Origin of the sequence: Methyloversatilis discipulorum (genome assembly GCF_000385375.1) — a bacterium.
In the GTDB taxonomy this organism is placed as follows: domain Bacteria; phylum Pseudomonadota; class Gammaproteobacteria; order Burkholderiales; family Rhodocyclaceae; genus Methyloversatilis; species Methyloversatilis discipulorum_A.
On record NZ_ARVV01000001.1, the window covers coordinates 3037602 to 3057846 of the forward strand.

General features: G+C 68.5%; 20 protein-coding genes. 7 read left to right on the forward strand and 13 right to left on the reverse strand.

The window, feature by feature from the left end:
* Positions 1-5 precede the first annotated feature (5 nt).
* Entirely contained in the window at positions 6-2546 is a 2541-nt protein-coding gene (locus METRZ18153_RS0114240) for a TonB-dependent receptor (RefSeq protein ID WP_020165355.1), read from the reverse strand.
* Positions 2547-3130: 584 nt separating this feature from the next.
* Positions 3131-4300 carry a chorismate synthase gene (gene aroC, locus METRZ18153_RS0114245; RefSeq protein ID WP_029143787.1) on the reverse strand — a complete coding sequence of 390 codons (1170 nt, stop codon included), beginning with the start codon at positions 4298-4300 and terminating at the stop codon, positions 3131-3133.
* 84 nt (positions 4301-4384) lie between these two features.
* Here aroC and METRZ18153_RS0114250 point away from each other — a divergent pair, with 84 nt between their 5' ends.
* Both METRZ18153_RS0114250 and METRZ18153_RS0114255 read left to right on the forward strand, forming a co-directional pair.
* Entirely contained in the window at positions 4385-5059 is a 675-nt protein-coding gene (locus METRZ18153_RS0114250; protein ID WP_020165357.1) for a hypothetical protein, read from the forward strand.
* A gap of 10 nt (positions 5060-5069) precedes the next feature.
* Positions 5070-6572 (forward strand): hypothetical protein, encoded by a 1503-nt coding sequence (locus METRZ18153_RS0114255; protein ID WP_020165358.1) that lies wholly within the window; start codon positions 5070-5072, stop codon positions 6570-6572.
* 16 nt (positions 6573-6588) lie between these two features.
* Here METRZ18153_RS0114255 and METRZ18153_RS0114260 read toward each other — a convergent pair whose 3' ends face one another.
* The 9 genes from METRZ18153_RS0114260 to METRZ18153_RS0114300 form a co-directional block, all read right to left on the reverse strand.
* Positions 6589-7377: an SDR family NAD(P)-dependent oxidoreductase gene (locus METRZ18153_RS0114260; protein WP_020165359.1), complete on the reverse strand. Its 789-nt coding sequence runs from the start codon at positions 7375-7377 to the stop codon at positions 6589-6591.
* Complete coding sequence (locus METRZ18153_RS0114265; RefSeq protein ID WP_020165360.1) at positions 7377-7916, reverse strand: DUF3833 domain-containing protein; 540 nt, start codon at positions 7914-7916, stop codon at positions 7377-7379. Before METRZ18153_RS0114265 ends, METRZ18153_RS0114260 begins: the two co-directional genes overlap by 1 nt.
* The gene (locus METRZ18153_RS0114270) at positions 7913-9169 is read right to left on the reverse strand and encodes an MFS transporter (protein ID WP_020165361.1); all 1257 of its coding nucleotides are present in this window, start codon (positions 9167-9169) and stop codon (positions 7913-7915) included. The genes METRZ18153_RS0114265 and METRZ18153_RS0114270 overlap by 4 nt, the downstream gene beginning before the upstream one ends.
* A complete protein-coding gene (locus METRZ18153_RS0114275) occupies positions 9166-9693 on the reverse strand; it encodes a chalcone isomerase family protein (RefSeq protein ID WP_020165362.1) in 528 nt (175 codons plus the stop codon). The genes METRZ18153_RS0114270 and METRZ18153_RS0114275 overlap by 4 nt, the downstream gene beginning before the upstream one ends.
* On the reverse strand, positions 9690-10904 hold the full coding sequence (locus tag METRZ18153_RS0114280) for an SAM-dependent methyltransferase (protein ID WP_020165363.1): 1215 nt from the start codon (positions 10902-10904) through the stop codon (positions 9690-9692). The genes METRZ18153_RS0114275 and METRZ18153_RS0114280 overlap by 4 nt, the downstream gene beginning before the upstream one ends.
* Positions 10901-11671: a DUF1365 domain-containing protein gene (locus METRZ18153_RS0114285; RefSeq protein ID WP_020165364.1), complete on the reverse strand. Its 771-nt coding sequence runs from the start codon at positions 11669-11671 to the stop codon at positions 10901-10903. Before METRZ18153_RS0114285 ends, METRZ18153_RS0114280 begins: the two co-directional genes overlap by 4 nt.
* Complete coding sequence (locus METRZ18153_RS0114290) at positions 11668-12951, reverse strand: NAD(P)/FAD-dependent oxidoreductase (protein ID WP_020165365.1); 1284 nt, start codon at positions 12949-12951, stop codon at positions 11668-11670. Before METRZ18153_RS0114290 ends, METRZ18153_RS0114285 begins: the two co-directional genes overlap by 4 nt.
* An 88-nt stretch (positions 12952-13039) precedes the next feature.
* Positions 13040-13600: a glutathione peroxidase gene (locus METRZ18153_RS0114295; RefSeq protein WP_020165366.1), complete on the reverse strand. Its 561-nt coding sequence runs from the start codon at positions 13598-13600 to the stop codon at positions 13040-13042.
* Complete coding sequence (locus tag METRZ18153_RS0114300; protein WP_020165367.1) at positions 13587-13853, reverse strand: hypothetical protein; 267 nt, start codon at positions 13851-13853, stop codon at positions 13587-13589. The genes METRZ18153_RS0114295 and METRZ18153_RS0114300 overlap by 14 nt, the downstream gene beginning before the upstream one ends.
* A gap of 89 nt (positions 13854-13942) precedes the next feature.
* Between METRZ18153_RS0114300 and METRZ18153_RS0114305 the strand changes: the two genes are divergently transcribed.
* The 5 genes from METRZ18153_RS0114305 to METRZ18153_RS0114325 all read left to right on the forward strand — a co-directional run bounded on the left by METRZ18153_RS0114305 (position 13943) and on the right by METRZ18153_RS0114325 (position 18425).
* Positions 13943-14857, forward strand: coding sequence for a MerR family transcriptional regulator (locus METRZ18153_RS0114305; protein ID WP_020165368.1), 915 nt, complete (start codon positions 13943-13945; stop codon positions 14855-14857).
* Positions 14858-15028: 171 nt separating this feature from the next.
* Positions 15029-15859, forward strand: a complete 831-nt coding sequence (locus METRZ18153_RS0114310; protein ID WP_020165369.1) for a ferritin family protein — start codon at positions 15029-15031, stop codon at positions 15857-15859.
* On the forward strand, positions 15859-16347 hold the full coding sequence (rfaE2, locus tag METRZ18153_RS0114315; protein ID WP_020165370.1) for a D-glycero-beta-D-manno-heptose 1-phosphate adenylyltransferase: 489 nt from the start codon (positions 15859-15861) through the stop codon (positions 16345-16347). Before METRZ18153_RS0114310 ends, rfaE2 begins: the two co-directional genes overlap by 1 nt.
* A 93-nt stretch (positions 16348-16440) precedes the next feature.
* Positions 16441-17166 (forward strand): c-type cytochrome, encoded by a 726-nt coding sequence (locus METRZ18153_RS0114320; RefSeq protein WP_020165371.1) that lies wholly within the window; start codon positions 16441-16443, stop codon positions 17164-17166.
* On the forward strand, positions 17163-18425 hold the full coding sequence (locus METRZ18153_RS0114325; RefSeq protein WP_020165372.1) for a c-type cytochrome: 1263 nt from the start codon (positions 17163-17165) through the stop codon (positions 18423-18425). Before METRZ18153_RS0114320 ends, METRZ18153_RS0114325 begins: the two co-directional genes overlap by 4 nt.
* Before the next feature lie 90 nt (positions 18426-18515).
* Here METRZ18153_RS0114325 and METRZ18153_RS0114330 read toward each other — a convergent pair whose 3' ends face one another.
* Both METRZ18153_RS0114330 and METRZ18153_RS0114335 read right to left on the reverse strand, forming a co-directional pair.
* Positions 18516-19190, reverse strand: a complete 675-nt coding sequence (locus METRZ18153_RS0114330; RefSeq protein WP_020165373.1) for a PEP-CTERM sorting domain-containing protein — start codon at positions 19188-19190, stop codon at positions 18516-18518.
* Between the two features lie 255 nt (positions 19191-19445).
* Positions 19446-20141 (reverse strand): EF-hand domain-containing protein, encoded by a 696-nt coding sequence (locus METRZ18153_RS0114335; protein WP_020165374.1) that lies wholly within the window; start codon positions 20139-20141, stop codon positions 19446-19448.
* Between the last annotated feature and the right edge of the window lie 104 nt (positions 20142-20245).

Below are 20245 nucleotides of genomic sequence, written 5' to 3' on the forward strand. Positions count from 1 at the left end.
GAAAGTCAGTTGCTCCGCGGCATGTCGAACGCGTAGGTCAGGCCGATCCAGCCAGCGCGCGGCGAACCGGGGCCGACGAACTGCGAATGGGTCCAGGCGAAGGAGTTGTAGTTGAAGCCGGAGGCGTCACGGGCGCCGAAATTGCCGGCGACGAAGGGATTCAGTTCGAGTTCGCTGGCAGTGACGTACTGCTTGTCGAACAGGTTGTCGACCCGCGCAAACACCGTGAGCTGGGGCGTGATGCGATAGCGGCCGACGAAGTGGAACACCGCGTAGCCGGCGGTCGAACCCTTGCCGACATAGGCCCGACCGAGGCCGGCGGAGCCACCACCGAAGGAGTCGCCGTACTCATCGTCGCCACCCGCCTGATGCTCGTTGTTCTCGTTGCCGCGCGAGTACGAACCGGCGTGCGCAATCATGTTCACGCCGAAGCTGAGCTTGTCGGTGGCGTCGTAATTCCAGCCCAGACGCAGCACATCGCGCGGAATGCCGGGGATGTAGTCGCCCGGCTTGATCGTGAATTCGTTGAGCTGGCCCGGCGTCTTGTTCGAACTGCTGTTCGACTGGTTAACCACCCGCGCAGTCGAATCGAAGGTGGCTTCGAGCCGCGTATAGGCGGCGCGGAAGGTGTGCTTGCCCAACCGCGCGGTCATGCCCAGTTCGAAGCCTTCGCGCGTGGTGCTTTCGAAGGTGTCGAACACGCCGCGGTTCTTGCGGCCGAGCGACACGAACAGGATGTCGTCCTCGAGTTCGGTCACGAACACCGTGGCGTTGAAATCGATCTTGCCGTCGAGCGCCGTGCCGCGCAGGCCGAACTCGGTGCTGAGCGAACGCACCTGCGGCAGATAGGGGTCGCTGGTCAGCGCGGTCGGCACCGAACAGCCGATGCTCTTGCCGTTGTTCTGGTTCTCGACTTCCTTGTCGCGCGCGCAGCCCAGTTCGATCACCGACGGCGTGCGCGAGCCCTTGCTCACGTTCATGAAGAAATTCAGCTCGGGCGTCGGCAACCACGACATGCCAAAGGACGGATTGGCGCTGTAGTAGGTGTAATCGCCCTCCGAACAGAGGAAGCGCGCGGTGGCGTCGGCCAGCGTGCCGCAGCGCATCTGGCGGGTGTTCAGGAAGTTCTGCGTGAACTGGTAGAGCGGAATCGGCTTGTCCGACACCAGCTGGTTCTTCACGTGCGTGCGGCTCCAGCGCAGGCCGTAGTTCACGAAGAAGTTGTCCTGCACCGTCCAGGTGTCGGTGGCGAAGATCGCGACCGCCTCGTTCGACCCGGTCAGGTTGTTGCGCTGGATCAGCGTCTCCAGCGGCGCCAGTCCCAGTTCGTCGGCCTTCGACGGATCGGTGTAGATGTTGCGGTCACCGTCGATGAAACCGAGCAACTGGCCCTGGCCGTAGCTCATGTCATTGCGGTCGAAGGTGCCGCCGACGACCACCTGGTGTCGGTCGCCCACATGCACCCACTGCAGCGTCAGCCCCATCGCCTCCTGCGAGGTACCGCCGATATTGAACAGCCCGTTGGGCGCAAAGCCGGGGCAGCCGGGCGAGGTGGGACCACCGACCGGGTCGTAGGCGCCGTTGGCCGACACGTAGGGGAAGTTGCTCAGCGGGCAGTCGTCCAGACGGCCGTAGGACAGGCGATCGAAGTCGTCCCAGAAGTCGCCGCCGACCGAACGCTGGGTCAGCTTGCGCTGATACAGGCCGAGCGACAGGCTGTCGCGGTCGCTGATGTCGAGCCGGCCACGCAGATTGATGTGAGTGAGATCGTTGTCGTTGGTGTCGGGCGAGGTGAACACCGACTCCGGTCGCACCTGCCAGTCCTCGTAAGGCACCAGCCCGTTACCGGTGAGCTTGTTGTCGACCTTGAGCAGCGAGCCGGTCAGCTCGACCTTGCCGATGCGCGCATCGATACGGCCGAAGTACTGGTTCACGCTGCTCGGCGAGTTGTCACGCCAGCCGTCCTCACGGAACTCGCTGATCGCCAGGAAACCGGCCACCGTGCCGTTGTTGCCGCCGATCGCAAGCTGGTTCTGGGAACGACCCCACGAGCCCTGTGTCCTGGTCGCTTCGAAGCGCTGCGAAGTGAAGCCGGACTTGGTCTGCAGCGACAGCGCGCCACCTATGGTGTTCAGGCCAAACAGCGGATTCGAGCCGGGAATCAGGTCAGTGCGCTCGATCGCGATGGTCGGGATCAGATCCCAGTTCACCACCTCGCCGAAAGGCTCGTTGATGCGTACGCCATCGAGGTAGACCGACAGCCCCTGCGGTGTGCCGACCAGCGGCGACGCGGAAAAGCCGCGAAAACTCAGGTCCTGCTGGAAGGGGTTGCCTGCGTAGTCGTTGATCGTGATCGACTGTCCCGTCGTGTTCAGGAAGTCGGTGATGTTGATCGACTGCTGCTGGCGGATGTCCTCGGCGGTCGCGCTCTGCACATTGACGCTGGACTGGTCGCGATCGATCACCACGCCCGGCAGCGGCGTGATGATGCGCGGTGCGCGAATCTCGACCGGTGCCAGCTCGATCACCTCTTCCTCCTGCGCCATTGCGGTACCGGTGTATGGCCCAGCGGCCAGAGCGAGTGCCGCCAGCGACCTCGCCCCTCCTCTTCTTGTATGCCTTGTCATCGACCTCGATGTAGGACGGACTCCTACAACGCCACGGGCTATTTGTTTCCCGTCTTGTACCGAGGCGCGTCACGTGGAAACAGGGAAAACATCCCGTGCAGATAACGCGGGGAAAATTTCCCGGGCGGCGATTTCATTCCCGAGGAATGCACGCATGCCGCACGGGTAGGCCGGATCGGCCGACGGGCCCGGTCTGTGGCCGAACACCGGCTGTTGCCCTCCGACCGGGACCGAGTCCCGGTATTGACGGGAACATTTCCGAAAAGGTGACGATTTACTGCTTGGCGGCAACGGCGATTCCGCCTGACACGGGTCACGCGGACCGGTGTCGGCGACGGGATCGGACAGGCGGGAAGATCGGGAGGAAGGTGCTGCAGCCGGGCGCTGAGGTCAGGCCCGGGGAAGAACCGGAGGCGGGGCCGGCGAATTCACGGCGAGCAAGGCCGCGAACCGCTGCCGGGCCGCCGGTGCGCCAGCCAGGGCGCATCGGCGGACGGTGTCGCTCAGGCCTCGTCCGGCTCCGGGTCATCCACGGCGGCGTCGCGTTGCGCGCGCAGCCGTTCGATCACGTCGGCCGGGGCGGCCGCCGGAATGCGCGGCGTCGGGCAGTCGACGTCGCCGCACTGTGCGCGGTGGCGCAGCGCGTGGTCCATCAGCACCAGTGCCAGCATGGCTTCAGCCACCGGCGTGGCACGGATGCCGACGCAGGGGTCGTGCCGGCCGTGCGTATTGACGATGACCGGATTGCCGGCCTTGTCGATCGAGTGACGGTCCAGCCGGATGCTGGAGGTGGGCTTGATGGCGATCGACACACGCACGTCCTGCCCGGTCGAAATGCCGCCCAGCACGCCGCCGGCGTTGTTCGACAGGAAGCCCTGCGGCGACATTTCGTCCGAGTGCTCGGTGCCGCGCTGTTCGACGCTGGCGAAACCGGCGCCGATCTCGACACCCTTGACCGCGTTGATGCCCATCATCGCGTGCGCGATGTCGGCGTCCAGCCGGTCATACACCGGTTCGCCCCAGCCCACGGGCACGCCACTGGCAACCACGTCGATGCGGGCACCGCAGGAGTCGCCCGACTTGCGCAGCTGGTCCATGAACAGTTCGAGCTCGGGGACGATGGTGGCGTCCGGCGCGAAGAAGGGGTTGCTGGCGATCGCGTCGCGGTCGCGGTATTCGATGCGGATCGGGCCGAGCTGGCTCATCCAGCCGTGGATTTCGATGCCGTAGCGCTCGCGCAGCCACTTGCGGGCGATCGCACCGGCCGCCACGCGCACCGCGGTCTCGCGCGCCGACGAGCGGCCGCCGCCGCGGTGGTCGCGGATACCGTACTTCTGCCAGTAGCCGTAGTCGGCGTGTCCCGGGCGGAAGGTTTCGGCGATGTTGCCGTAGTCCTTCGAGCGCTGGTCCTGGTTGCGGATGAGCAGCGCGATCGGCGTGCCGGTGGTGACACCTTCGAACACGCCGGACAGGATTTCCACTTCGTCCGGCTCGCGCCGCTGCGTCACGTGGCGCGAGGTGCCGGGCTTGCGCCGGTCCAGTTCGGCCTGGATGTCGGCGGCGCTCAGCGCCAGCCCCGGCGGACAGCCGTCGACCACGCAGCCGATGGCCGGGCCATGCGACTCACCGAAGGAGGTGACACAGAAAAGCGTGCCCAAAGTATTGCCGGACATGGGAAAACCCGCGATTTTTCGAGGCGCAGAGTCTACCATGCAGGCCCGGCCGACCTCCCGCCCGGCCCGACCGCATATATATAGATGACCACGCCCTTCGCCCTCGCCATCGTGCTGACCATCGTCGGCGGCCTCTGGCTGGACGCGCATGGCGCCGCGTGGGCGCCGCACGTCGTCGCACTGTGGACCTGGGCACTGCTCGGCGCGCTCTGTCTGCGCGCCGCGCCCGGGCAGCGCGCGCAGTGGATGATCTGCCTCGCCTGGGCCACCTTCGGCGAAATCGTGCTGTCGCTGTGGTGGGGGCTGTACGACTACCGCCTCGGCAATCTGCCGCTGTTCGTGCCGCCGGGCCACGTGCTGCTGTTCGCGCTGGGCGTGTGGCTGAGCGAACGCCTGCCGCACGGTGTGACAGACGCCGTGCCGCCGCTTGCGCTCGGCCTGGTGGCGGCCTGTGCGCTGTTCGGGGCCGACGGCATCAGCCTGCCGCTGTTCGCGCTCTACCTGCTCGCGCTGCGCTTCGGTCCATCGCCGCGCCTGTACTCGACCATGTTCTTGCTGGCGCTGGCGATGGAGCTGTACGGCACCGAGCTCGGCTGCTGGATCTGGCGGCCCGAAGTCCCCGGCCTGCCGCTGACGGCCGCCAACCCGCCGCTGGCGGCCGGCGCCTTCTACTGCGCACTTGACTGGCTGACCGGTCTGTACGCGCGCCGCGCCGGAACACGCGCCACCCCGCTTGCCGACGCCTCACGCGCCGGTTGATCCTTAGCGCATGTTCCCGCCGCTCAGCGCCTCCCTGCCCGCCCTCGCCCGCCGCCTGCCGGGCGCCCTGGCCTCGGTGCACCGCTGGCTGGGCATCGCCGGCTGCCTGCTGTTCGTCATGTGGTTCGGCTCAGGACTGGTGATGAGCGTGGTCGGCTTCCCCGCGCTGAGCGACGCCGAACGCCTGCAGGGCCTGGGCGCGCTCGACGCGGCGCAGATCAGGGTGTCGCCCACCGCGGCGCTGCAGGCCGCCGGTGTTCACAGCTTCCCGCGGCGCCTGTGGCTGGAAGCGCTGCCGCGCGAGGACGGCAGCAGCGAGCCGGTGTGGCGCATGACCATGGCCGACGGCGGGCGACATGCCATCAGCGCGCGCAGCGGCGCACGCGTCACCGCCATCGACGTCGCCCGGGCCGAAGCCATCGCACGTGCCTTCTCCGGCCAGCCGGGCGCGCGCCACGTGGGCATCGTCGAACGCGACCAATGGACGGTGCTGGCGACGCTGGACCGCCAGCGCCCCTTCCACCGCATCGCGCTGGACGATGAAGCCGGCACCGAGCTCTACGTGTCGGCACGCAGCGGCGAGGTGGTGCGCGACAGCACCCAACGCGAGCGCTTCTGGAACTGGCTCGGCGCCGTGCCGCACTGGTTCTACTTCACGCCGCTGCGCGAACAGTCGGCGCTGTGGCGGCAGACCCTGCTGTGGGTGTCCGGCATCTGCTGCATTTCGGCACTGAGCGGGTTGCTGCTGGGCGTGCTGCGGCTGCGCCGGCGGGCGCCGCTCAGCCCCTTCTCCGGCTGGATGAAGCTGCACCATCTGGCCGGTCTGGGCGGCGGCCTGTTCGTGCTCGCCTGGATGGTCAGCGGCTGGCTGTCGATGTCGCCTGGCGACTGGCTGCGCAACACGCCGCCGGGCAACGCGGCGATGGCACGCTACACCGGCAGCGTGGCCGCCGCGTTTCCGTGGCCGCACGATGCACAGGCGCTGGTGCCGCTGTTCGCCGAGGCGGACTGGAAAGAGGTGCAGCTCTACTGGGTGCGCGGTCAGGCACGCATGACGCTCACCGCCGGCAACGGCTTCCGGCGCAGCGTGGACATGCCCGACCTCGGCCACCCGGACGTGACCGAACACCACGCCGAGGCGGTGGCGCGCGCGCTGATCCCGGACGCGCGGCTGGCGGCGATCGAACGTCTGATACACGAGGACGCCTGGTGGTACGCCCGCCGCGACGCGAGGGAACTGCCGGTCTGGCGCGTCAAACTGGAGGACGACGCGGAAACCTGGGTGCATATCGACGCGCTCGACGGTCGCCTGCTCGGCACCCTGGACCGCGACGCCCGCCTGCGCCGCTGGCTGTTCAACGCGCCGCACAGCTTCGAACTGCCGGCGCTGGCCGGGCGCCCGGCGCTGCGCTACACGCTGCTGTGGCTGGCCGCGCTGGCCGGCCTCACCTTATCGGTCAGCGCCGTGGTGATCGCCGCCCGGCGGCTGACGCGGCCCCGCGTCGATCGCTGAAGGGCGGGCGCTCCGCTCACAGGCCGGTCATTCGCCTGACTGCGGCGAAGTACAGCCGGTAGGGCAGCAGCCGCAGCACGCGCAACCAGCCGGTGAAGCGCTTCGGGAAATGGATGTGGAAATCGCCGCGCGCCAGGCCGGCGAGGATGTGGCCGGCAGCCTCGTCGGCGCTGATCAGCGCCGGCATCGTGAAGTCGTTCTGCGCGGTCAGCGGCGTCTCCACGAAGCCCGGGCACACCAGATGCACGCCCAGCCCGCGCGGGTGCACGTCCATGTACAGCGACTCGGCGAAATTGATCAGCGCCGCCTTGCTCGCGCCATAGACCAGCGCCTTCGGCAATCCGCGGTAACCGGCGACGCTGGACACGATGACCAGCGCACCGGACTGCTGCACCAGCATGCCGGGCAGCACCGCGGCGCAGCCATGCATGACGGCGGCAACGTTGGTGCGCAGCGTGGCGTCGACATCGTCGTCGTCCAGTTCCCAGGCGCGCACCGGACGGTAGCGCGCGGCGACGAAGAACACGGCATCCACCCCGCCCCAGCGTTTGCACAGTTCGGTGGACGCGTCCATCAACGCCCCCGGCTCGCTGACGTCGAGTGGAAGCTGCAGCACGTTCGGCGCGCGGCCGGCCACATCGGCCACATCCGCCAGTCGCGCCGCGTCGCGGGCGGACAGCGCGACACGCGCGCCCGACTCGATCAGCCGGCGCGCCAGTGCGGCGCCAATGCCGCTCGACGCACCGATCACCCAGACGCGTTTGCCAGCCCAGTCCTTCACGGGCGGATTCAGCGGCGCGAACATCAGGGCGCGCCGCGGGTGAAGGACAGCGTCACCTCGCCCAGATGAACGCCGAACTTGCTCATCGCCGAGCGGTTCAGCATCACCTTGTCGTCGATCAGATACATCCAGTCGTCGAAGTCGACGTTGTAGACCTTGTCGTCCACCGGCAGCGCCAGCACGTAGCGCCAGCGCAGCGAGTTGCCGCGCGCTTCGCCGGTCGCCTCGCCGACCACGTCGTCGGCGCGACCGCTGTAGCGGCCGTCGCCCAGGTGGCGGATGGTCCAGACGCGGCGACTCTGCGTGCCGTCGCTCCACTCGAAGCGCTCGTCCAGCGTACCGGTGTCGCCCTGCCAGCGGGCGTGGATGTGGACGACGAAGCGCTTGATCACCTCGCCGCTGCGGTCCTGGAACATGCCCCAGCCGGTCACCGGGCCATTGAAATACTGCTTCAGATCGAGCACCGGCTTCTGCGCCGCGTACTTCTCCACCGGCACACCGCCGCAGCCGGCCAGCGCGGCCAGCCCGAGCACCGACAGCAGCCGGCACAGCATTTTCTTCATGATGAAGCTCCTTGCAGATCGGGTTCGAGCCGGCGCGTGCCGGCCCACAGCAAACAGAGCGCTGCCGCCTTCAGCAGCAGCGGCAGCAGCGCATAGACGGCGGTCAGCGCGGCGCGCGCCTCGTCGCCCTGCTCGCCCGGCCGGTAGCCGAGCAGCGCCAGTGCAGGCAAGGCAACGCCGGCGGCCAGCGCAAGGTTGAGCTTGGTGACGAAGGTCCATACGCCGAAGCTGCCGCCGGCCGGCAGCGGCTCCTCGCGCCGCGCAATCAGACCGGCCAGCAGCGCTGGCGGCAGCGCGAGGTCGGCGCCCAGCGCGATGCCCGAGCCGACGCAGATGAGCATGAAGGCGGTGGCGTCGCCCGGCCCCAGCGTCCATGCCCAGCCGAACACGGCGATCGCCAGCAGCATCGACGCCGCCCAGCTGCGGGCGCGGCCGATGCGGTCGGCCAGCCGCGTCCACAGCGGCAGCGCCAGCACGCCGGCGACGAAGTAGAGCGCCAGGAAAAGACCTTCGCGCTCCGGCGCCTGCAGCACGTCGGCGATGAAGAAGAGCACCAGCGTGCCGGGCACCGCCGCCGCGATGCCATTGAGCGCGAACACCGCGAGCAGGCGGCGGAAGCGCGCGTGCCGCATCACCTCGCGCAGCGTCACCAGCAGCGGCTGCGCGACTGCCTGCGGCCGCAGATCGGGTACCGTGGTCGTGGTCAGCAGCGCGGCCAGCGCGAGCCAGGGCAGCCAGTACAGCACTGCGCGCCACAGGCCGGTCGGTGCGTCGTCGGCCAGCAGGCCGGGGGCGACCGACGCCGCGACGACGCCGACCAGTGCCCAGCCCTCGCGCGACGCCACCAGCCGGGTACCCAGCGCCGGCGTGGTCGACAGCTCGGCACCCCAGGCGGCGTAATGGATGGTGGCGATGCTGTAGCCGGCATAGACCAGCAGCAGCGCGCCGACCAGCCAGAGCAGCGGGTCGATGCCGGCCAGCGGCTTCACCAGCGCGGGCAGGCCGACCGCCAGCGGCAACAGCCCGAGCAGCACGATCAGGCGACGCCCGCGCGCACGGTCGCCGGCGGCGCCGATCAGCGGGTCGGCCAGCGCGTCGACCAGGCGTGCTACGAACAGCACGACGCCCAGCAGCGTCAGCGATACACCGTAATGTTCGGCGTACAGCTTCGGGATATGGATATAGATCGGCAGCGCGGCGGCCGCCAGTGGCGCACCGAGCAGGCCGTAGGCGAATACCCGCGCGGTGTTCACCGCGCCTGCCCGGCCTCGGCCAGCAGCTTCGCGCGCAGCGCCGGCTCGCGCGTGCGCGGATCGAGCCAGATGGCGAAGAAGGCGTCCGACAGTGCGCGATCGTCGACCGCCGGCAGCGCCCGCCCCTGGTGGAAGAAGCGTGCGCTGCCGTCGGCCAGCTTGACGCCGGTGATCACCTCGCCCGCCTTCACGTCCGGAAAGACGCGGGCCAGCACCTCATGCCAGCGCGCGATCTTCGCCTCGTCGCGCTCGCCCAGGCGGCGGATTTCGTCGATGCTGGCGCGCGCCAGCCGCACGCCGTCGAAGTCGCGGGCGTAGCGCAGGCTCAGCGCGAAGCCGCCGTCCGGCTGGTAACGGCCGCCACTTGCCCACAGCGTCGCGTCGTACAGCTTGAGACCGAACCAGCGCATCTCGCCGCTGCCCAGCGGCTTCGGATCGTCGAGCAGATCGACCACGCCCGCCGGCGGCTGTGCGAATGCGCAGGCCGAGGCGAACAGCAGCGCGCAGAGCAGACGCCTGATCACGGCTTCACCAGGTGGAACTGGTGCACGTCGATCGACCCGGCGCGGAAGCCCGCCTCGCAGTAGGCGAGGTAGAAGCGCCACAGCCGCTGGAAGCGGGTATCGAAGCCGAGCGCGCGCAAGGCGTCGGTGTGCTGTTCGAAGGTTTCGCGCCAGCGTGCCAGCGTGATCGCGTAGTCGATGCCGAAGCGGTAGTCGTCACGCAGCTGCAGACCGGCGCGCTGTGCCCGGTCCACGAACACCGACGGCGACGGCAGCATGCCGCCCGGGAACACGTACTGCTGGATGAAGTCGGTGCCCTTGCGGTAGCGCGGGAACAGATCGTCGGCGATGCTGATGGTCTGCACCACCGCCTCGCCGCCGACCGTGAGCAGGCCGTTCAGCTTGGCGAAATAGGTCGGCCACCAGCGCTCGCCGACCGCCTCCAGCATTTCGATCGACACGATGCGGCTGACCTGGCCACGCAGGTCGCGGTAGTCGCACAGTTCGAAGCTGGCCCGGTCGGCGAAGCCGCCGCGCTGGGCCCGTTCGCGCGCCCACGCCAGTTGCGCCGGCGACAGCGTCACGCCGTGCACGAAGGCACCGTTCTGCTGCGCCGCCACCTCGGCGAAGCCGCCCCAGCCACAGCCGATCTCGATCACCGGCTGATCGCGCTGCAGGCGCAGCACGCGGGCGATACGCGCGTACTTGGCATGCTGGGCGGCCGCCAGATCGCGCTGCGCGTCGCCTTCGAACAAGGCGCTCGAGTAGGTCATGCTGCGGTCCAGCCACAGCGCGTAGAAATCGTTGCCCAGATCGTAGTGCGCCATGATGTTGCGGCGGCTTCCGCTGCGCGTGTTGGCGCGGCACAGGTGGCGGATGCGGGCCATCGCCAGCGCCAGCAGGTTGCCGTGTATGGCGCGCCCGAGGGCCTCCCGGTTCAGCGCGAACAGCGTGAGCACGCGCGCCAGGTGGTCGCTGTCCCACAGTCCGTCGAACCACGCTTCGCCGAGGCCGATGTCGCCGCGCGCGATCACGTGATCGAAGGTGGCCCAGTCCTTCACCCGCATTTCCACCGGCTCGCCGTGGTGGCCGAAGGACAGCAGTTCACCGTTCGGCAGCGTCATCAGCAGCCAGCCGTGTTCGATACGCTCCAGCAGCCGGCACACCTGGCGTGCGGCGAACGGCAGCGCATTGCGGCGCTCGAGCGAAATCAGGACGTCGGGCTGATTCATCGGGTCATTTCCTGTACGGGAGGTTGCGGTTTGCTGAAGAAGGGCACGCGCGCGCGCCACAGATGGAAGGCCTGCACGTGGATGCGCGCGATCACCGCCAGCGTCATCAGCGGGTGCGCGGCCAATGCGCGCCAGGCGGCAGCCCGGCTCATGGTTTCGGCACGACCGGACACGCGTGTGCGCAGCCGGCGTTCCCCGCCGTCGTGGTAGTCGATGGCCACCGCGTGCAGATCGCCCCGCCGGTCGAAGCGGAAGCGGTAGCTGCCGCTGACCGGGAAGAAGGGCGATACGTGAAACACCTTGCGCGTCTCCATCCACTCGCCGTCGCCGATCGGCCGACCGTCGGCGTGCGCGACCAGATAGTCGTGACGTTCGCCAAAGGTGTTGTTCACCTCACACAGCACGGCGCGCAGCGCACCGGCACGGTCATGGCAGAACCAGAAGCTGACCGGGTTGAACACGTAGCCGAACAGTCGCGGCATGGTCTGCAGCACCACTTCGCCGTCGGCGCAGCCCAGACCTTCGCGCGCCAGCAGCGCGCGTATCCAGAGCAGCGGGTGCGATCCGTCGCGCGCGCCGTGGTCACGGAAGTGAAAGGACAGCGGCGCCCAGCGGTTCAGCGCCAGCATCGGCACCGGCTGCAGGCCAAGCCGGCTCAGCGCGATGCGCAGGAAGAACAGGCGGTAGGCGAAGCGGGTGCGCACCGGCGTCGCGCGGGCATGCATGACCGCGCCGCGACAGAGGCTGACCGCCAGCACATCGCTCATGCGGCGAGCACCTCGCCGCTGCGCTGCCACGGAATGTCTGCGCCCAGGTGACGCGCGACGCGCACCGCCGACGCGAGGCCGTCTTCGTGGAAGCCGTAGCCGGTCCACGCGCCGCAGTACCACAGGCGATCGCGCCCCTGGATTTCCGGCAGCCGCGCCTGCGCGTCGATGGCCGGACCGTCGAACAGCGGGTGCGCGTAGTCGATGCGGGCGATCACGCGGGCCGGGTCAGGTTCGATGAACGGATTCAGCGACACGACCACCGGCTGCTCGAAAGGCAGCGGCTGCAGCCGGTTCATCAGGTAGGACACGCTGACCGGCCGGCTGTCCGGCGCGCCGGCGCCCGCCATGTAGTTCCACGACGACCAGACGCGGCGGTTGCGCGGCAGCAATGCGGTGTCGGTGTGCAGCACCGCATGATTCTGCTGGTAGCGGATGGCGCCCAGAAGACGCCGCTCGGACGCCGTCGCCGTATCGCCGAGCAGCGTCAGCGACTCGTCGGAATGACAGGCCAGCACCACCTGGTCGTAGCGTTCGAGCACGCCGGCCGCCTGCACCAGCACGCCATCGGCCACACGCTGCAGGCCCTTCACCGCCGACGCACGGCGTACGTCGTGCAATGCGGCGGCCATGCGCTTCACGTACTCGCGCGACCCGCCGCGCACGGTGAGCCACTGCGGCCGGTCGTTCACCCGCAGCAGGCCGTGGTTGTGACAGAAGCGCGCAAAAGTGGCGAGCGGATAGCTCATCATGGTCTGCGTCGGACAGGACCAGATGGCCGCCGCCATCGGCAGCAGATACCAGTCGCGGAAGGCGTCGCCATAGCGGTTGCGCACCAGGAATTCGCCGAGCGAAATGTGCTCGGCGGTGCCGTTGGCCGCCCTCTCGGTAACCGCCGAATTGAAGCGCAGGATGTCCTGCAGCATGCCCCAGAAACGCGGGCGCGCCAGATTGGCCGGCTGCGCGAAAACGCTGGCCAGATTGGTGCCGGCCCACTCGATGTCCGGCTCGCGCAGCGACACGCCGAAGGACATGTCGCTGTCGGCGATCGACACGCCGAGCAGCGAGAACAGGCCGCACAGATTCGGATAGGTGTCGCGGTTGAACACGATGAAGCCGGTATCGACCGGATGGCTCACGCCGTCGATCTCGACATCCACCGTGTTCGAGTGACCGCCCAAGCGGCCCTCCTGCTCGTACAGCGTCACCTCGTGCCGGCGCGACAGCAGCCACGCTGCCGACAGGCCCGAAATGCCTGCCCCCACGACCGCAATCTTCATTCTTTTCTGCCTCCAGCCCACCGCTACACGCGAACGGGCGTTATGGATTCACCTGCTCGAATTCGCGTGTGCGATCCGCCGATCTGCGTCATCTGCCCAGAGCCGCTTCGATCTCGCGCAGCAGCACGTTCGAATCGGGGGCCACGTTGCTGGGGAAAGCGGTCACCGTCCGGCCATCGCGCCCGATCAGGTACTTATGGAAGTTCCACGCCGGCTCCGAACCCGAGGCCTTCGCCAGATCGGCGTAGAAGGGGTGGCGCTGGGCGCCCTTGACCGAGGTCTTCGAGAACATCGGAAACTTGACGCCATAGGTCATGCTGCAGAATTCGGCGATGTCCTTGTCGCTGCCCGGTTCCTGGTTGCCGAAGTCGTTCGACGGGAAGCCGAGCACGGTCAGGCCGCGTTTGCCGTAACTGTCCTGCAGCTTTTCCAGCCCGGCGTACTGGCCGGTGTAGCCACAGCGGCTGGCGGTATTGACCACCAGCAGCACGCGGCCGCTGTACTCGCACAGCGAGCGCGGCTTGCCGTCGAGCAGGCCGGGAATCGAACGATCGAGCAGCGTCGGGCAGGCGTCGGCCGCAGCCGCAGTCATCGAAGTCAAGGTCGTCACCAGCGCGAAGACGATGCGCAGCACGTCAGCGCGCAGCACGGGCCGACTCGCAGCAGCGCGCCGAAGCATCGACGACGAGGTGCGCCGGGAAGTAGGCACCGGTCGCCGCGCGGTGCAGATGAACCAGCGCGTCGGTCTGGCTCGACGCCGGCTGCGTCGTCGCAGACGTCTTTGCCGCTGGCGCCGCCGCACGCTCCTGCACGACCGGCTCGCCCGCCGACGGCATGACGGCCCACGCGGACACGCTGAACAGCACCGCCACCGCGCTTCCTGCACTCTTGATCGTGTTCATACCGCCCCCTTTTTGTCCTGGACAAAACAAGACTCAAGCCGTAATCTAGGACTCATGAGTCGCCATGTCAACGATTTGTCCAGGACAAAATGAGTGCTCACGCATCAGGGCTGTCCCTGCTGACCATCAGCGCGGTGGAGCGGGAGACCGGCCTTCTGAAAGACACGCTGCGCGTATGGGAACGGCGTTACGGTTTCCCCAAACCCATCCGCGACGAGGCCGGCGAGCGGCTGTACTCGCTCGAAGACGTTGGCAAGCTGCGCCTGATACGCCGCCTGATGGACCAGGGCTGGCGTCCGGGCAAGTTGCTTGCGGCCAGTGCGGCCGAATTGCAGCTCATCATCGAGGCCGAACAGGCTTCACGCGTGCCGGCCTTGTTGGCCGGTGAAATACTCGACGCCATCCGCAGCCATGACGTCGAGGCGCTGCGCCGGGTGTTCCAGCAGACGCTGCTGGAAAAGGGCCTGCAGGGGCTGGTCACCGATCTGGTCGCGCCGCTCAATGTAGACATCGGCGAAGCGTGGATGCGCGGCGACATCGGCGTGCCGGACGAGCATTTCTATACCGAACAGACGCAGTCCTTCCTGCGCGGAACGTTGGCCAGTTACGCGCGCACCGGCAAGCCGCCGCGCGTGCTGCTGACCACGCTGCCGGAGGAAGAACACGCGCTGGGCCTGCTGATGGTCGAAGTAATGCTGACCGCAGAAGGAGCGCAGTGCTGTTCGCTCGGGCCACGCATGCCGCTGGCCGACATCCGCACCTCGGCCCTCACCGCCAGCGCCGACATCGTGGCACTGTCCTTCAGTTCCGCCTTCCCGGTACGCCAGGCCATTGCCGGCATCCGCACGCTGCGCGAAGCCCTGCCGCCTACGGTGGAACTGTGGGTCGGCGGCGCCGGTGCGCGCGACAAGCTGCGCAACGAAGCCGGCGTGCGCGTGATACGCGGCATCGCCGACGTCGGGCCCGCTGTCCGCGCCTGGCGGGACGCCCACGCCAACCACTGAACCGGGCGACGGGAAACACGCGCTATTCCGGCGATCCGCCGGCGTCCATCCATGATTGAATAGGCAGCTGCGTAGCGGCCGGCTCGCGCATGCACGGACCTCGCCACGCGGAGAGCTGTCATCGGGCTGACTTCTGCTCGCGTAAAATGCCTTTTTCTTCAGGAGCCCTGCATGCTCTATCCCGAACTGTTCAAGTCACTCGAATCCGCCCGCTGGGACATGGCGAAAGACGTGCCCTGGGACAGTTTCGATGCCTCGCTGCTGTCCGACGAACAGGCGATGACGATCAAGATGAACGCCATCACCGAATGGTCGGCGCTGCCGGCCACCGAAATGTTCCTGCGCGACAACCGCGACGATTCCGACTTCTCGGCCTTCATGTCGATCTGGTTCTACGAGGAACAGAAGCACTCGCTGGTGCTGATCGAATACCTGCGCCGCTTCCGCCCCGATCTTGCGCCGACCGAAGAGGAACTGCACGAAGTGCGCTTCGAGTTCGACCCGGCGCCGGCGCTGGAAACGCTGATGCTGCATTTCTGCGGCGAGGTGCGCCTGACCCAGTGGTACCGCCGCGCTTCCGAATGGCATACCGAGCCGGTGATCAAGCACATCTACGACCTGCTGTCGCGCGACGAGGCCCGTCACGGCGGCGCCTATCTGAAGTACATGAAGCGGGCGATCGATCAGGCCGGCGACGCCGCGCGCGCCGCGTTCTCGAAGATCGGCATGCTGATGGCCGCCAGCGGCCGCGCCGGCAAGCCGATGCACCCGACCAATCTGCACGTGAGCAAGGCGCACTTCCCGCGCGACACCGTGCAGTCGCGACTGCCGGACCCGGAGTGGCTGGAGCGCTGGCTGGACGAGCAGATCCGCTTCGACAAGGACTGCGAGGCGCGCGTGATCGGCGGCATCCTGCGCAACCTGAGTTCGCTGTTCGGCGAAAGCTTCAAGACGGTGGGCGACCTGAACCGCTTCCGCAAGCAGTACGCTGGCGCCGCCTGATGCAGGGCGGCACGCCGGCCTTCGAAGCCAAGATCTGCCCGCCGGACGAACTCGCGGCACGCCGCCGCACGCTGCCCGGCCCGGTGGTGTTCACCAACGGCTGTTTCGACATCCTGCACCGCGGCCACGTCACCTGCCTCGCGCAGGCGCGCGCACTCGGCGGCTCGCTCATCGTCGCGCTGAACACTGACGCCTCGGTGAAGCGTCAGGGCAAGGGCGAGGACCGTCCGGTCAATGCACTGGAAGACCGCGCGGCGGTGATCGCCGCGCTGGAGTCGGTCAGCCTGGTCACCTGGTTCGACGCCGACACGCCGCTCGACCTGATCAAGGCGTGCACGCCGGACGTGCTGGTCAAGGGTGGCGACTGGCCGGTCGAGCGCATCGTCGGTGCGGCCGAAGTGCTGGCGCGCGGCGGCCGGGTCGAATCGATCGCCTTCGAACACGAGCGTTCGACCACCGCTCTGCTCCGTAAGATACGCAGCCTGTGACCGCACCGTTACGGTGCATCGGGTCATAACCCGGCGCCCGCGGCCGCTGCGCTTATCATCCGCACGCATCGTCGCACTGCTCTCAGCCTCACCATGATCCGCACCCCGCTCACCGCCGCCCTGTCCAGAGTTGCGGCCGTACTGGTCGCCGCAGCCGCTGCCAGCTCCGTCGTGCAGGCCTCGCCCACCGCTGGCGACATGGAGCAGCGCGTGCTCGCCTGTACCGGCTGCCACGGCGCCGAAGGCCGTGCCGCCGCCGACGGCTACTACCCGCGCATCGCCGGCAAACCGGCCGGCTATCTGTACAACCAGCTGCTGAACTTCCGCGACGGCCGCCGTCAGTACCCGCTGATGACCGGTCTGCTGCAGACGCTCAGCGACGACTACCTGCGCGAGATGGCCGGACACTTCGCGGCGCTCGAACTGCCCTACCCGCCGCCGGCGCGCAGCACGCAGAAGGCCGCGACACTGGCGCGCGGCGAGGCACTGGTGCGCCGCGGCGACGCGACGCGCGACATTCCGGCCTGCGAAAGCTGTCACGGCAGCGCACTGACCGGCGTCGCGCCGGCAATACCCGGCCTGCTCGGCCTGCCACGCGACTATCTGGCAGCCCAGCTCGCCGGCTGGAAAAGCGGCATCCGCCAGGCGCACGCGCCGGACTGCATGGCGCAGATCGCCCAGCGCATGAGCGCCGACGACATCCAGGCGGTCGCCCACTGGCTGTCGTCGCAGGCGGTCGCCCAAGGCGGCAAGCCGGCCGCGCATCTCGACAAGGCGCTGCCGATACGCTGCGGCGGCGTGCAGGAGGGTGCGCGATGAAGCGTCTCCTGATCGCAGCGCTGCTGCTCGCCGCATCGGCAGGCGTCTATCTCGCGCTGCAACCGGCAACGGATCCGCCGGCCACCGGCGCGGCGGACGAAGACCGCGCGGCACAGGTCGCGCGCGGTGAATACCTCGCGCGCGCCGGCAACTGCATGGCCTGCCACACCGCGCCGGGCGGCACGCCCTGGGCCGGCGGCCGGGCGATGGACACGCCCTTCGGCACGATCTACACCAGCAATCTGACGCCGGACCCGACAACCGGGCTCGGCCAATGGACGGCCGACGACTTCTGGAAGGCGCTGCACGAAGGTCGCGCGCGCGACGGCCGCCTGCTCTACCCGGCCTTCCCCTACACCAGCTACACCCGCGTCACGCGCGCCGATGCCGACGCGATCTGGGCCTGGCTGCAGACGCTGCCGCCGGTCGAACGGCCGAATCGGCCGCACGCGCTGCGCTTCCCCTACGACACGCAGGCGGCGCTGCTGGCCTGGCGGGCGCTCTATTTCAAGCCGGGCGTGTTCGTCGCCGACGCGACCAAGCCCGAGGACTGGAACCGCGGCGCCTATCTGGTGCAGGGTCTGGGCCACTGCAGCGCCTGCCACGCGCCGCGCAACGCACTCGGCGCGAGCAGCGATCCGGACGCGCTGGCCGGCGGACTGATGCCGGTGCAGAACTGGTACGCGCCCTCGCTCACCTCGCCGCACGAAGCTGGCGTCGCCGACTGGGCAAAGGACGACATCGTGGCGCTGCTGCGCGACGGCGTGAGCGGCAACGCGACCGCCGCCGGGCCGATGGCCGAAGTGGTGTTCGGCAGCACGCAATACCTGTCGGCGGCCGATCTCGACGCGATGGCGGTCTATCTGAAGTCGCTGCCGGTGACGCAGTCGGTGAAGGCGGAGTCGACCGGCGTACTGGACGAACTGCGACGCGAGCGCGGTGCCCAGCTCTACGGCGAGCACTGCGCCGACTGTCACGGCGAGCGCGGCGAGGGCAAGCCGGGCATCTGGCCGGGGCTGGCCGGCAACCGCGCAGTGACGATGGACCCGCCGGCGAACACGGTGCGCATCGTGCTGGGCGGCGGCTACGCGCCGGCCACGCGTGGCAACCCGCGCCCCTACGGCATGCCGCCCTTCGCCGCCGCACTCAGCGACGACGAAGTGGCGCTGGTGGTGTCGCACATCCGCGGCAGCTGGGGCAACACCGCGGCGCCAGTCAGTTCGCTCGACGTGCAGAGACTGCGCGGCAACCTGCGCTGAGGCGGATCGCTGGAGGTAAAAAGGGCGCCGCATGCGGCGCCCTTTGCTTTGCCGCGACCGCCGTCGACACGGCGGCTGGCGGACCGACGATCAGACGCCGCGCATCCGCCGACGCACCGACAGCGCGATCAGGCCGAGGCCGGGCAGCATCAGCGCATAGGTTTCCGGCTCCGGCACGGCAGCGACCTGGTCGATCTGGAAGGCCAGCATCTGCGAGAAACCGGCATTCAGCGTCAGCGTGTAGGCGCCGACAGGCGTGCCCAGCGCGCTCAGATCCCATGTGTAGCGGAAGTAGTCGCTGACGCCACCGTTCAGTGCGCTGTCAACCAGCGTGCCGGCGATGGCCTGGCTGCCGCCGTTGTAGCTCAGCGTCAGGCTGAACGGCGTGCCGCCAAACTGGCCGTCGAAGTCGTTGATGATGCCCTGGAACACCAGCGCGGTCGCGCCGGCATCGACGGTGATGTCGGTGAAGGTGAACGTGGAGGCGCCGCCGTACAGGCCGAAACCGGCCGGGTAGTGGTCGCCGCTGACGCGGGTGAACACCGCGTCGCCCGAGCCGGCGACATTCGAGCCGCTGCCGGCAACCAGTTCTTCGACCGTCAGCGCGCCGCCGGTGCGGTTGCGGTTGAGCTCGTTCCAGCCATCGAAGGACAGCGAAGCCGCCGGATCGACGAACTGCTCATGGGTGCCGTTGGCGTGGGCGAAGGCGGAAGCCGAAATCAGGGCAACGCTGACGACGGAACGGACGAGGACTGACTGCTTCATTGAATCTATCTCCCGATGAACGAAGGTGTTTGCCCGGCCTGGCCTTCTGTCTTCGCTGGGAGGCAATTCGAGGTACTGGCTCCGGACCGGACCTGCCGCCGGATGCCAGAGTGGATTCCCGTCAACACCCGGGCCGTGCCCGCGCTTTGATGAGAACGCTTCTCATTCTATATAACAACTGCCCGTCGTCAAGCCTGTCGTCGATCGGCCGGCATGTCCCGTTCCGGCGCGGGGGCCGGAACGGACATGCCCTGCTCAGGCGCTGACCGACAGCGTCGATCCGGTAGTCGCCGTGCTGGGGTCGCCCGCGTATTCCTGCAGCATCTGCAGCACGCGCGCCAGCATGCGCTCGTCGCGCGCGGCCTCGTCCGGCGGCGGCGGACGGCTGTCGGACGACTCACCCGAGGCGGCCGCTTCCGACTCGCGGAAAGCCATCGCCTCCTGGAAGCTCACCTTGCCGTCGCCGTCGGTGTCCGCCTCGTCGAAGGACTCGACCAGCGCCGCCAGTTCGCTCGCCCCGGCGCTGCCCGATGCCTCGGCCTCTTCCGCCATCGCGCCCAGCTGCTCGACGCTCATGCCTTCGTCCTCGCCCGCCGGCGGCGGGGGCGGCGGCGGACGGTTGCCCATCGCCTGGCCGACGCGCGCCGCGCCGAAACTGTCCTCCAGCTGGTCGGCCACCTTCTGCAGCAGGCTGCCCAGTTCCTGCTCGGTCACCTTGCCGTCGCCGTCGCTGTCCATCGCGCCGAGCAGGTCCTCGGCGGAGGCACTGCTGCCGGTCGATTCCAGCGCACCGGCCAGATCGCTGCTGTCGATATAGCCCTTGCCGCCGCTGTCCAGCAGCGCAAAGACATCCGCCGCCATCGCCGACGCATCCGGTTTCTGCGGCCGGTTGGCCTGCATTGCCGACTGCATCGCCGAAGCCATGCTGCTGCCCACGCCCGATATGCTCATGTTCATGCTCCTGTGTGTATGAGAAATGCGGCCGCCGGCATCGGCAGCCACCGGTCACAGGGCAAGTTATCGGCCCGAAACGGCGCGCCAACCGGCCGTTTCGG